This window comes from Sphingomonas sp. BK235 (assembly GCF_004345855.1).
Classification (GTDB): Bacteria; Pseudomonadota; Alphaproteobacteria; order Sphingomonadales; family Sphingomonadaceae; genus Sphingomonas.
In genome coordinates this window covers 142,996-155,514 of sequence record NZ_SLXN01000002.1, presented here as the reverse complement: position 1 = coordinate 155,514, position 12,519 = coordinate 142,996, and the positions used below count along the sequence as shown (strand labels likewise).

13 protein-coding genes are annotated in these 12,519 nt (G+C 71.8%); 10 read left to right on the top strand and 3 right to left on the bottom strand.

What is annotated here, in order from left to right; translation table 11 throughout:
* Window positions 1-599: 599 nt before the first annotated feature.
* The 9 genes from EV292_RS06240 to EV292_RS22525 all read left to right on the top strand — a co-directional run bounded on the left by EV292_RS06240 (window position 600) and on the right by EV292_RS22525 (window position 7,108).
* Window positions 600-1,313, top strand: coding sequence for a MotA/TolQ/ExbB proton channel family protein (locus EV292_RS06240; protein ID WP_347812575.1), 714 nt, complete (start codon window positions 600-602; stop codon window positions 1,311-1,313).
* Window positions 1,310-1,831 carry a hypothetical protein gene (locus EV292_RS06235; protein WP_132908349.1) on the top strand — a complete coding sequence of 174 codons (522 nt, stop codon included), beginning with the start codon at window positions 1,310-1,312 and terminating at the stop codon, window positions 1,829-1,831. Before EV292_RS06240 ends, EV292_RS06235 begins: the two co-directional genes overlap by 4 nt.
* Window positions 1,828-2,343 carry a flagella basal body P-ring formation protein FlgA gene (locus tag EV292_RS06230; RefSeq protein WP_132908348.1) on the top strand — a complete coding sequence of 172 codons (516 nt, stop codon included), beginning with the start codon at window positions 1,828-1,830 and terminating at the stop codon, window positions 2,341-2,343. The genes EV292_RS06235 and EV292_RS06230 overlap by 4 nt, the downstream gene beginning before the upstream one ends.
* A 78-nt stretch (window positions 2,344-2,421) precedes the next feature.
* Window positions 2,422-2,718, top strand: coding sequence for a flagellar biosynthesis anti-sigma factor FlgM (gene flgM, locus EV292_RS06225; protein WP_132908347.1), 297 nt, complete (start codon window positions 2,422-2,424; stop codon window positions 2,716-2,718).
* The gene (locus tag EV292_RS06220; RefSeq protein WP_132908346.1) at window positions 2,705-3,016 is read left to right on the top strand and encodes a flagellar protein FlgN; all 312 of its coding nucleotides are present in this window, start codon (window positions 2,705-2,707) and stop codon (window positions 3,014-3,016) included. The genes flgM and EV292_RS06220 overlap by 14 nt, the downstream gene beginning before the upstream one ends.
* Window positions 3,017-3,198: 182 nt before the next feature.
* On the top strand, window positions 3,199-4,050 hold the full coding sequence (locus tag EV292_RS06215) for a lytic transglycosylase domain-containing protein (RefSeq protein ID WP_132908345.1): 852 nt from the start codon (window positions 3,199-3,201) through the stop codon (window positions 4,048-4,050).
* A gap of 4 nt (window positions 4,051-4,054) precedes the next feature.
* The gene (gene flhA, locus EV292_RS06210) at window positions 4,055-6,118 is read left to right on the top strand and encodes a flagellar biosynthesis protein FlhA (protein ID WP_132908344.1); all 2,064 of its coding nucleotides are present in this window, start codon (window positions 4,055-4,057) and stop codon (window positions 6,116-6,118) included.
* Complete coding sequence (locus EV292_RS06205) at window positions 6,115-6,885, top strand: FliA/WhiG family RNA polymerase sigma factor (protein WP_132908343.1); 771 nt, start codon at window positions 6,115-6,117, stop codon at window positions 6,883-6,885. Before flhA ends, EV292_RS06205 begins: the two co-directional genes overlap by 4 nt.
* A gap of 70 nt (window positions 6,886-6,955) precedes the next feature.
* Complete coding sequence (locus EV292_RS22525) at window positions 6,956-7,108, top strand: hypothetical protein (protein ID WP_165927036.1); 153 nt, start codon at window positions 6,956-6,958, stop codon at window positions 7,106-7,108.
* Between the two features lie 15 nt (window positions 7,109-7,123).
* Here EV292_RS22525 and EV292_RS06200 read toward each other — a convergent pair whose 3' ends face one another.
* Window positions 7,124-9,868, bottom strand: a complete 2,745-nt coding sequence (locus tag EV292_RS06200) for a DUF5695 domain-containing protein (protein WP_207913364.1) — start codon at window positions 9,866-9,868, stop codon at window positions 7,124-7,126.
* 134 nt (window positions 9,869-10,002) lie between these two features.
* Here EV292_RS06200 and EV292_RS06195 point away from each other — a divergent pair, with 134 nt between their 5' ends.
* A complete protein-coding gene (locus EV292_RS06195; protein ID WP_132908342.1) occupies window positions 10,003-11,376 on the top strand; it encodes a glutamate--cysteine ligase in 1,374 nt (457 codons plus the stop codon).
* A gap of 256 nt (window positions 11,377-11,632) precedes the next feature.
* Here the strand turns inward: EV292_RS06195 and rplT are convergent, their stop codons facing one another.
* Window positions 11,633-11,998 (bottom strand): 50S ribosomal protein L20, encoded by a 366-nt coding sequence (gene rplT, locus EV292_RS06190; protein WP_132908341.1) that lies wholly within the window; start codon window positions 11,996-11,998, stop codon window positions 11,633-11,635.
* A gap of 20 nt (window positions 11,999-12,018) precedes the next feature.
* Window positions 12,019-12,222: a 50S ribosomal protein L35 gene (rpmI, locus tag EV292_RS06185; RefSeq protein WP_058755056.1), complete on the bottom strand. Its 204-nt coding sequence runs from the start codon at window positions 12,220-12,222 to the stop codon at window positions 12,019-12,021.
* Between the last annotated feature and the right edge of the window lie 297 nt (window positions 12,223-12,519).

Here is a 12,519-nt window from a genome sequence, read left to right as displayed (position 1 = left end):
GCGGAACGGGGCCGGAGAAGCACGGAGCGGCAAGGGCTTGCCGGTTGGCGGCGGGGTTTGCCGGCAAGTGGCGTTGCCGGGTGGTGGGTGGTGGTCGGGTAGCTGTCGGATAGGTGTCGGCGGCGCGTGGCCGGTGGCCAGGAGTTTGCAGGGCCGCGAACGCTACCGTGCTCCGGCGAAGGCCGGAGCCCAGTTGGGAGGCGGTGGTGAGACCCACGAAGGTCCGCCCAACTGGACCCCGGCCTCCGCCGGGGCACGCGGAGGATGGGGGTCCCCTCACTTCCCTCCCTCCCTCCTTCCGTCATCCTGAGCTCGTCTCAGGATCCACCCTGCCACCTACTCAGACGCCGAGGCGCCTGCGGACCGGTGGATCCTGAGGCGAGCTCAGGATGACGCTGGTGGAGAGGGTGATCTCTCCCCGCTCGCCGCCACCCCGGCGAACGCGGGGATCCAGTTGGGGGACGCTGGTGGATCTCACCGCGGCTCTCCCACCTGGACCCCGGCGTGCGCCGGGGTGGTCTCAGGAAACGGGTGCTCCTATCCTCCGCCACCCCCAATCTGGCCCGCCCCTTGCATCACAGGCGGGCATGACTCCCGGCATGTTCCTCGACCCCGCCGCGCTCGCCATCGTGTTCGGCGGCACCGCGCTCGCCGCGGCGCTGCGTACCCCCGCGCGCGACCTCGGCCGCGCCGCGCTCGCGCTGCGCGTGCTGCCGCGCCGCCGCTTCCGCGCCGACACGCGGCTCGACCAGATCGCCGCGCTCAGCCGCATCGCCGCGCGCCACGGCGTCCACGCGCTCGACCGCAGTGTGATCCACGACAAGGACGTCGCCGCCGCGGTGGCGCTGATCGTCGACGGCGCGCAGCCGCAGGCGGTGATCGACTCGCTCGACACCGCGCGCCGCGCCCGCATCGAGCGCCACCGCCTCGTCACCGACTGCTGGACCGGCGTCGCCGAGGCCGCGCCCGCGCTCGGCATGGTCGGCACGTTGGTCGGGCTGGTCGCGATGTTCACGCGGATGAGCGACCCCAGCGCGATCGGAGCGGCGATGGCGGTCGCGCTGCTCGCTACCTTATATGGCGCGCTGCTCGCCAACCTTGTCGCCATGCCGATCGCCACCCGGCTGCGCGCCGCCGCGCGCGCCGAGGCGATCGAGCGCGCCCGCCTCATCGCCCCGCTGGCCGAACTCGCCGCGCGCGAGGCGCCGCGCGTGCGCGCCGGCGCGCGGCTCCATCCCGCGCCCGAGCCGGTCGCCGTCGCGGACGACGATCCCGAGGACGCCGAGCCCGCGCCGCACGAGCGCGCGGCATGAGCGACGACGAGCTCCTCGCCGACGAGGCACCGGCGCGCGCGCTCTGGCTGATGACGCTGGCCGATCTCGCGCTGCTGCTGGTCGGCTTCTTCGTGCTGCTTCAGGCCAACCAGCAGCTCGATCCGCGCGCGCTCGCCGCCGGGCTGGCGGAGGGCTTCGGCGCCGAGGCGCCCGCGGCGATGCCGGTGGCGAGCTACGGCGTCGCCGGCTTCGCGCCGGGCAGCGCGACGCCCCCCGGCACCCCCGCCGGGCTCGCCGCCTGGGCGCGCGCCGAGCTGCGCGACCCGCGCGTGAGCCTCACCGTCACCGGCGCGACCGACGGCACCGCCGCCGACGTCGACCCGCGCTCGCGCAGCGCCACCCTCCTCGCCGCCGATCGCGCGCGCGCGGTCGCCGCGCCGCTGGCCGCCGCGGGCGTGCCCGACGCGCGGCTCGGCCTCGCCACCGCGGTGCGCCCCGGCCGCCGCCAGGTACTCGTCACGCTCGCCTTCGCGGGCGAACAAGGGAAAAAGCCATGATCGCCGCCCTCCTCCTCGCCGCCGCCGCGACCGGCGCCGGCTTCCAGGACACCGACGCGCTCGACCGCGCCGTCGCCGCCTTCACCGCGCGCCCGATCGGCAGCGAGGGCGGCGCGCGCGCCCCGGTCGACGCGCGGCTGCGGCTCGCCGCCTGCCCGATGGTGGCGATGTCGTGGCGCACCGAGGCGCATGACGCGGTCGTGATCGCCTGCGCCGGCCCGTCGTGGCGGCTGTTCGTCCCCGTGATCGCGCCGCCGCGTGTCGCCGGCGCGGTCGCACCGCGCACCGCCGCCGCCGTAGTGCCGGTGCGCGCCGACCCGGTGATCCGCCGCGGCGACGCGGTGACGATCGAGGCGGGCAGCGACGGCTTCGCGATCACGCGCGAGGGCGTGGCGATCGGCGACGCCGCGCCCGGCGCGCGCGTGATGATCAAGGTCGACGACGCGCCGCGCGCGGTGCAGGCGGTGGCGGTCGAGGCGGGGCGCGCGACGCTGCCCGGCTGGTCCGAATGAGCCCCGATAAAAAAATGCTAAAGTCGCGCCACGGCCTGTCGTTTTCTCCGATGTCAGCGGAGGCCGACAGGTGCAGTCATGGTGGAATCGGTAGGACCCTCAACGATCAAGGCGAACGACCTGCGGGTCGCCAGCGTGGCGCGCGTCAGCGCGCCGGCGCCGGCCGCCCCGCTGGCGGCGAACAATGCGACGACCGCCACCGCGGCGCCGCAGACGCTCGCCAAGTCGCTCGCCGCCGAGCCGCCGGTCGACGGCGACCGCGTTCAGCAGATCAAGACCGCGATCGCCAACGGCACCTTCCCGCTCTCGCCCGCGACCATCGCGGACCAGTTCATCGCACTTCGTTTCGACTGGATGGCCAATGAACAGGCGTGACGCGCTGGTGCGCGTGATCGACATGCTCCACGCCGAGATCGCGGCGCTGAAGGCCAACGACATGGCCGGGCTGGAGCGCGCCACCGGCAACAAGCTGCGCGCGATCGAGGCGTTGCGCGCGCTCGGCGACGGCCCGGCCGACGCCGAGCTGCGCGGGCTGGTCGAGGAGGCCGACCGTCTCAACGACACCTGCCGGATCTACGTCAACCTGATGGCGGCAAATGTCCGCCGCCGCCTGCAACTTCTTTCCGGCCAGAGCGGCGGCGCCTACGGCCGCGCCGGCGTGGCGTACGCGTAAGGGGCGCGCGCCTTTATATCACACGCTGTTCCCCGGCGAAGGCCGGGGCCCAGTTGGGTGAACCTCAGCGAGATCCACGACGGTCTTCCCAGCTGGACCCCGGCCTGCGCCGGGGAACACGTTAGCGCTCGGGGCGATCCGCACCCTCCCCCATCTGGCACGCCTCTTGCTCCAAGCCGGGCATGACCGTCTCCGCGCTCACCCCGGCCACCGGCCGCGTTACCTCCGCGATCCAGCGCGCGGCGCAGCGCACCGGCGTCGACTTCAACTATCTGCTCGGCCAGGCCAAGATCGAGAGCGGGCTCAACGCCAGCGCGCGCGCCAGCACCTCCTCCGCCTCGGGCCTGTACCAGTTCGTCGAGCAGAGCTGGCTCGCGGTGGTGAAGAAGCACGGCAGCGAGCATGGCCTCGGCTGGGCGGCGGACAGCATCCAGCAGTCGGGCGGGCGCTTCACCGTCACCGGCGGCAACCGCGCCGCGGTGCTGGGGCTGCGCAACGATCCCGAGGTCGCCTCGCTGATGGCGGCCGAGCATGCCAGCGACAACAAGGACGCGATCGAGGCGTCGACCGGCCGCGCCGCGACCGGCACCGACCTCTATATGGCGCACTTCCTCGGGCTGGGCGGCGCGCGCACCTTCCTCTCGGCGATGCAGAGCAACCCCGAGCGCAGCGCCGCCGCGCTCTTCCCCGCCGCCGCGCGCGCCAACCGCGGCGTCTTCTTCGACAGCGACGGCTCCGCGCGCTCGCTCGGCGAGGTGTACCAGCGCTTCGCCGGCAAGCTGGGCGACGGCGCCGCGTCGATGGGCGCGACCACGCCGTCCGACCGGCTGCAGTTCGCCGCGCAGGCGCTGGCGATGGGGGACGAGAACACCGTCATCACCGGCGCGGGCGAGAGCGCGACCGACGCGCTCGCCTGGGCCAAATCGACGCTCGGCCAGATCAAGGGCGCGCAGGCGCAGCAGGCCAGCCTGCTCCGGCCGACCCCCGCCAACGCGCGGCTGGCCTACATGATGCTCGCGCGGATGGGGAACTGATCCGATGAAGCTGCTCGCCAACGCGCGCCAGGCCGCGCTGCCCGCCGCGATCCTGCTGCTCGTCGTCCTCATGGTGGTGCCGATCCCGGCCTTCATGCTGGACGTGTTCTTCATCATGAACATCACGATCAGCCTCGCGGTGCTGATGGTGGCGCTCAACGCCGAGAAGCCGCTCGACTTCTCGTCCTTCCCCACGGTGCTGCTGTTCGCGACGCTGTTCCGGCTCGGCCTCAACGTCGCCTCGACGCGCATCGTGCTGGTCCACGGCCACACCGGCTCGGCCGCGGCGGGGCATGTGATCGAGGCGTTCGGCTCGTTCGTGATCGGCGGCGACTATGTCGTCGGCCTGTTCGTCTTCGCGATCATCGTCATCATCAACCTGATCGTGGTCACCAAGGGCGCCGGTCGCGTCTCCGAGGTGTCCGCGCGCTTCACGCTCGACGCGCTGCCCGGCAAGCAGATGGCGATCGACGCCGACCTCAACGCCGGCCTGATCACCCCCGACGACGCCAAGAAGCGCCGCGTCGAGGTCGCCACCGAGGCTGATTTCTACGGCTCGATGGACGGTTCCTCCAAGTTCGTGAAGGGCGACGCGGTCGCCGGCCTGTTGATCCTCGCGGCGAATATCGTCGGCGGCCTGATCCTCGGCCCGGTCAGCCACGGGCTGACGATCGCCAAGGCGGCGCAGAGCTACACGATGCTGGCGATCGGCGACGCGCTGGTGGCGCAGGTGCCCGCGCTGCTGCTGTCGATCGCCGCCGCCTCGATCGTCACCCGCGTCAGCTCGGAGAAGGACCTCGCCGGCCAGATCGGCGGCCAGTTCGGCTCGGCGCGTACCTGGGCGCCGGTGGCGGTGATCCTGACACTGCTCGGGCTGCTGCCCGGCATGCCGCATCTCGTCATCCTGCCGCTCGCCGCCATCGCCGGCTTCGCCGCCTGGAAGCTGCACCAGAACGCCAAACGCCCGCAGATCGTCGAGGCCCCGGTCGCGGTCGAACAGCCTGATCCGTCGAAGATCGGCTGGGACGAGGTGACCGAGGCGATGATGGTCAACCTCGACGTCGGCTACGGCCTGGTGCCGCTGGTCGACGAGCGCCGCGGCGCGCCGCTGATGAGCCGCCTCACCGGCGTGCGCCGCCAGCTGAGCAAGGAGCTGGGCTTCGTGGTGCCGCAGGTGCGCGTGCGCGACGACATCAACCTCGCGCCCTACACCTATCGCGTGATGCTCGGCGGCGTCTGCGTCGGCGAGGACCAGGTCTCGCCCGACGAGATGCTGGCGCTCGACACCGGCCAGGGCTTCGGCGAGCTGATCGGCAAGAAGACCAAGGACCCGACCTTCGGGCTCGACGCCACCTGGATCTCGCCGGGCGACGCCGATGCCGCGACCGGCCAGGGCTATCTCGTGGTCGACGCCGGCACGGTGATGGCGACGCATCTCAACCACGCGCTCGGCGCCAATGCCGCCGACCTGCTCGGTGCCGACGAGGTGCAGTCGCTGCTCGACGGGCTCAAGGAGCGCGCGCCGCAGCTGGTCGCCGCGCTCGCCCCGCTGCCGCAGACCGCGCTGGTGGCGGTGCTCAAGGGGCTGCTGTCCGAGGGCATCCAGCTGCGCGAGTTCCGCCGCATCGCCGCCGCGATTTCGATGGCCGCGCAGAAGACGCACGACCCGGTCGAGCTGATCGAGCTGATCCGCCCCGAGCTGGGCCCGCTGATCATCGCCAAGCTGGCCGGCGTGCGCGAGCCGCTGCGTGTCATGACGCTCGAGGGCGGGCTGGAGCAACTGCTCGGCCAGGGCCTGCGCAGCGATCCCAGCCGCCAGGTGATCGAGCCCGAGCTCGGCCGCCGCATCGTCGACGCGCTCCAGGCCGCGGCGCAGCCGCTGATGGCCGAGGCCAAGCCGTTCGCTTTGGTCGTGCAGCCGGCGATCCGCGTCGCCGTCCGCAAACTCATCCGCACCGTTCTCCCGGATACCCCTGTCATGAGCTTCTTCGAAGTGCCCGAGGACAAGCCCGTCGAGGTCGTCGCGATCATCGGTGGCCAGCACCAGCCGCAGGCGCTGGCGGCATGAGCGCCGAGCCGATGCGCGGCACCTTCGCCGCGGCCCAGCCCGCTCCCGCCGCTCCGGTGACGGCGCCGCTGACCTACTCGCGCCCGCGCAAGCGCGACGAGAACGCGCTGGTGCAGCAGCACCTGCCGCTCGTCCGCCGGCTGGCGTGGCACGTCCACGGCTCGGTCTCGACCGCGATCGAGGTGGAGGATCTGGTCCAGGTCGGGCTGGTCGCTTTGGTCGAGGCGGTCGCCGCCTTCGAGGATCGCGGGCAGGTGACGCTCAAGCAATATCTCGTGACGCGGCTGCGCGGCGCGATGATCGACGAGCTGCGCCGCCACGCCGCGATGACGCGCGGCGCGATCCGCCGCAAGCGCGAGTATGCACGCGCGGTCAACCAGCTGAGTCACGAGTTCGGCCGCGCGCCGACCGACCGCGAGGTCGCCGCCAAGCTCGAGGTCACCCCCGAGAAGCTGCGCACCGATTATGCCGCCGCCGAGGCGGTGCGGTACGAGTCGATCGACGAAGTCTATGCCGACGACCAGCCGTGGTTCGCCAGCGACACGCCCGACGCCTTCGAGCAGCTGTCCGAGGCGCAGACGCGCGACCGGCTGATCGCCGCGATCGCCTCGCTGCCCGAGCGCGAGCAGGTGGTGATCCAGCTCTACCACGTCGAGGAGCTCAATCTCGAGGAGATCGGCCAGGTGCTCGGCGTCGGCGCCGCGCGCGTGTGCCAGATCAAGTCGAGCGCGCACGCCCGGCTGAAGAAGGCGATGACGCGCGGCTGAGGCGGGATCGCGGCGGGATCCGCGCCTGGGCGCGGGCGTTGCTCCGCCACCATGTCCACAGGAGCCGCCGATGACCGACTCACGCCAGCCCGACCACGCCGCCGCGCCGCTCACCGAGCCGGAGCGCGACCGTGACGCCCCGACCGACCCGAGCCTCGACCAGCTCCCGGACAGCGAGCCGGAGGACAATCCCGACGACCTCACCGTTCAGGGCGCGGAGTGACAGGGGCGCCACGGCTCAGCGCGGGCGCAGCACCACCTCGGTCGGCGCCGCACCGAGCGCGATCGTATAGCCGCCGCGCTCGGCGGTCCCGGCGGCCGGCGCGTAGCCGCGGTGACCGGGCGTGACGACGGCGACGAACAGCCGCGCCGCGGGCGTGTCGGCGCGCGCGGGATCGAGCGTCAGCGTGATCGCGCCGCTGGTCGGCTCGTAGCGCGCCGTCGCGATCTTCCCCGCCTCCAGCGTGATCCACGCCCCCGCCGGCGCCACGAACAGCCGCGCGCGGGCACCGTCGCGCGGGATCGCCGTGACGCTCCCGTCCTGCTCGCGCAGATTGCCGCCGAACGCCAGCCAGCCCAGGCCCGGATCGCGCACCACATAAGTGGCCGCGGCATAAGCGTGGCCGAACAGTCCCATGCCATAATCGCCGCTATAGGCATCCCAGCGCATCATGTCGGGCGCCGAGTGGAAGGCGGCGGCGGCGAAGCCCTCCCGGTCGATGTTGGTGATCCCCCCGAGCAGCCCGCCATAAGCGACGCGCAGCAGGTGGAGGTCCGCCGGGTCGCGGCGGAAGGAGTCGAATAGCGGCACGGCGTTGAGCGTCGAGCCGTAGTGATGCACCTGGCGCTCGATCCGGGCGACCTTGCCGCCATAGAGAAAGTCCCAATAGCGCCGCGCATTGCCGTTATACGCCCAGCTCGGGATCGTCGGGTCGTAACCGAGGATCACCTCGCGGGTCACCGCTGCGGCGCGGGCGTGGCCGAAGTATCGCATCCACGCATAGACTTCCGGCTGACCGGTCGAGTCCCACGCCATCTCGCTGCCGAACGGGTAGCGCAGCCCGGTCCAATGGTCGGCGCGCGCGCGCATCAGCCGCTCCATGTCGGCGGCCTCGCGCGTCATGCCCTCGCGCTTGAGGTCGTCGAGCACGTCGACGAACACGTCGCCCTCCATCAGCCCGAACTGCGCGTAATAAGGCGCGTCGCGCATCATCGCGGCAACGGTGCGATAGGCCCAGCCGAGATACCAGCGCCAGTCGTGCGCGCGGACCAGCCCGGGATGGTTGCGCGCGGTGCGGTACAAGACCCAGTGGCCGATCGCGACGTGCGGGTAATTATAGGCGCGGCCGAGGTCCTCCGCGTCCTTGCGCGACCAGGAGGTCCAGCTCGTCCAGTCGCCGGTCGCGTCATAATAGCCCGGGTGACGCTGGGGATCGTAGTAGAACAGGCTCTTGCGCACCGCGCCCGGGTGCGGTCCGTCCGCCACCTGCAGCCGGCCGACCACGGTGGTGCCGACGAGCCGCTCCAGCTTGGCGATCTCGCCCGCGTCGGGATGGTCGAGCTGCTTCATCGTCGCGGCGACCCAGCTGCCCGCGCCGCCCTCGTCGCTCATCCCCGCGATCCACACGCGCGGCTCCTGCGTCACGATCGCGTCGCGCGCGCGATCGTAGGTGAGGATCGCGGGCGAGCGGCCGAACGGGTCACCCTGTCCCTCGAACCATTGCCGCGTGGTGGCGAAGCGGCCGAGATCGGCCATCACCTGATCGAGCGGCTTGGTGACGAAATAGCTCACCGTCTGCACGCTGTCGTCGTCGTAGCGGATCGAGACGCGCGCGCGGCCCCAGCCGCGCCCGCGCACGGCGAGCCGCTGCCAGGCGCCGCGGCGGCCGGCGGGCGTGATCGTCAGCGCGTCGGCCGGGGTGACCTCGATCGCGCGGATCGCGCGCGGCGCCTTGACGAAGAGCTGCGCGTCCATGTCGGTGGGCACGACATAGCCCGGCACGCCGACCGCGACCGGCCGACGCTTCGCCGCGAGCGTGTCCTCGATCGCGCGGATCGTCGGCGCCGCGACCAGCCGCACCCCGATGTGGCGCACCTCGCCCGGCGCCAGCGTGATGCTGGTGGGCGCGTTCCACTGCGCGTCCGCCTCCGCCCATTCGCGCTCGGCGAACGCCTTGCTCGCGACGGTCCAGTCGTAGAAGCCTTCGGCGGTCTGCGCGCGCGGGCTGCGGTCGGTGAAGGCCGCGCCGCGGCCCGGGTTGGGGATCGGCCGCCACGCCTCCAACGGGGTGCCGCGCTCGGGCAGCACCAGCAGCGCCGGCCCCGCGCCGTTGAGCCGCGTGACCTGGAGATAGCCCGCGTCGCGCGCGATCGCGGGATCGACGAAGCTCGCCTGCGCGTGCGCCTGGTCGAGGTCGCGCCCGGTGATGATGTTGTCGAACACCATCGGCAGCCCGAGCGCGCCGATCTCGACCGGCGTCGCCTGGGTGTTGGTCAAGGTGAAGCGGAGCACCGGTGCGCCATCGATCGCGAGCCAGCGCCGCTCGACGCGGAGCGGCAGGCCGTCGCCCAGCGTCGCGCTGATGTCCGCGCCCGCGATCAGTCCCGGTGACGCGGGCAGCGGCGTGATCGGGCGCCGCGCCGCCGCGGAGGCGAAGTCACGCCACGGCCCACCCGGCACGCGCAGCCGCAGGTGGAGGTCGCCGAGATGGACGTAGCCGTCGCCCGCGCGCTCCGCCTCGCGCGCGGCGGGGAGGAAATCGAAGCCTGTCGCCCCGTCGGGGCGGAGGCTCGCGAGCGTCTGCGTGTCGCGGCGCAGCGCCAGCGTAAAGCCGCCGACGCGATGCGTCTGCGTCGCGGGCGCGGCCGGATTAGCAGGCGCGGTGGCGGCGACCGGCGCGCGCGGTACCGCCGCAGAGGGCACCGTTGCCAGAGCCGCCATTGCCACGACGCGCGTGCGACCGGGAGACAGACGATGACGCATCCGGCACATCCTTATATCGTATACGTTACTTTGCCGCGCCGCGTGGCGCGGATCAAGTCGGTCGTGGTGACAGGGTGATGCCGGTGGGCGATCGGCTCTAGCGCGGCCGTTCATCCGCGCGTAAGCGCGGCGCCATGACGACGAAGACCGTTTCGGACAGCAATGCGGCGGTCATCGAATCGCGCGACCAGCTCATTGCCCATCTCGCCTCGGGCGAGAAACCCGCGACGCGCTGGCGCATCGGCACCGAGCACGAGAAGTTCGTCTACGCCACCAGCGACCATCACGCGCCGTCCTACGACGAGCCCGCGGGCATCCGCGCGCTGCTCGGCGAGCTGACCCAGCATGGCTGGCGTCCGGTGGAAGAGGGCGGCCAGGTGATCGCGCTCAGCGGCGCGGACGGCAGCGTCAGCCTCGAGCCCGCGGGCCAGTTCGAGCTGTCGGGCGCGCCGCTCGACAATCTTCACCAGACCTGCGCGGAGACCGGGCGCCACCTCGCGCAGGTGAAGGCGGCGGGAGAGAAGCTCGGGCTCGGCTTCCTCGGGCTCGGCATGTGGCCGGACAAGGCGCGCGTCGAGCTGCCGATCATGCCCAAGGGCCGCTACGCGATCATGCTGCGCCACATGCCGCGCGTCGGCACGCTGGGGCTCGACATGATGCTGCGGACCTGCACGATCCAGGTCAATCTCGACTATGCGAGCGAGGCCGACATGGCGCAGAAGTTCCGCGTCGGGCTCGCGCTCCAGCCGCTCGCCACCGCGCTGTTCGCCAATTCGCCTTTCACTGAAGGGCGGCCCAATGGCTATCTCAGCTACCGCAGTCACATCTGGTCGGACACCGATCCGGCGCGCACCGGCATGCTGCCCTTCGTGTTCGAACAGGGCTTCGGTTATGAGCGCTACGCCGACTATATGCTCGATGTGCCGATGTATTTCGTCTACCGCGATGGGCGATACATCGATGCCGCGGGGCTGAGCTTCCGCGATTTCCTGCGCGGCGAGCTGAGTGTGCTGCCGGGCGAGAAGCCGACGATTGACGACTGGAACGATCACCTCTCCACTGCCTTCCCCGAGGTGCGGCTCAAGACCTTCCTGGAGATGCGTGGCGCCGATGGGGGGCCGTGGAACCGCATCTGCGCGCTGCCCGCGTTGTGGGTCGGGCTGTTGTACGATCAGGGCGCGCTCGACGCGGCATGGGATCTGGTGAAGGGCTGGTCGCTCGAGGCGCGCCAGGCGCTGCGCGATACGGTGCCGGCGCGCGGGCTGGATGCGCCGCTGCCGGGCGGGGGACGGCTGCGCGATCTCGCCGGCGCGGTGCTCGACATCGCCACCGCGGGGCTGCGCGCGCGCGCGCGGACCAACGCCGCGGGCGACGACGAGACCGGCTTCCTCGAGCCGCTGCGCGAGATCGTCCGCACCGGCAAGGTGCCCGCCGAGCAGCTGCTCGATCGGTATCACGGCATCTGGGGCGGCGACGTCGCCAAAGTGTACGACGAAGCCAGCTTCTAGAATCTAATTCATCGACGTCAAAGCGTGCTCCGGCAAGCGCCGGAGCCCAAAGTCACCGGCGCGACCGCCTGCCGCTCTGGGCTAACGCGCGCGCGGGAGTACGGGTGGGCTTGAATGAATCAGCTTTTAAACGAAAAGCCGAGTTAGCCGCCCACCTCGACGACCGAGACGATCGGCTCGCCTCCCCGCCCGCCGAAACGACGCGGGGCGCCGGTGTCACCACCGGCGCCCCGCGCGCATCGACCGTGTCGCTGGCTCAGGCGGCCTGCGGCAGCGCGGCCTTCGCCTGGGCGATAATCGCGGAGAAGGCGGCGCCCTCGTTCATCGCGATATCGGCCAGCACCTTCCGGTCCAGCTCCACGCCCGCGAGCTTCAGCCCGTGCATGAACTGGCTGTAGGTCAGACCCTCGGCGCGGACGCCGGCGTTGATGCGCTGGATCCACAGGCCGCGGAAGGTCCGCTTCTTCACCTTGCGGTCGCGATAGGCGTACTGGCCGGCCTTCTCGACCGCCTGCCGCGCGACGCGGATGGTGTTCTTGCGACGGCCGCGATAGCCCTTCGCCTGCTCCAGGATATTCTTGTGCTTGGCGCGAGTGGTAACGCCCCGCTTGACGCGTGCCATATCTTAGTCCTCCTCGTCGCTCAGTTCAGGCCGTACGGCGCCCAGGCCTTCACCGTCGCGGTGTCGGCCTTCGACAGCACCGTGGTGCCGCGGTTCTGGCGGATGTACTTGGCGTTGTGGCTGATGAGGCGGTGGCGCTTGCCGGCGACGCCGTGCTTGATCTTGCCGGTGGCGGTGAGCTTGAAGCGCTTCTTGACGCCGCTCTTGGTCTTGAGCTTGGGCATTTTCGTCCTTTCTGCTGGAGCGTTCGGCTGAAACGGCCGCGGCAGCCCTGGATGGCCGGGCCGTTCGTCACCGCCGATCGCTCGGAGAAGCGCGCGCCTTAGCCGCGCTGCCCGCGAAAAGCAACTGCCCCGATCCGCACCTGTCCGAGCCCGGCGGCGCGGAACCGCACAACGGGGTCGCGCGATTGGACCGTTATGGCAACGATCCCGCCCGCGCCGGTTCCCGCCGTGCCCGCTCCACCGGCCGGCGCGCCGGAGCCAGCCGGGAGTGGACAGGGCGGGAGCGGAGCGGGCCGG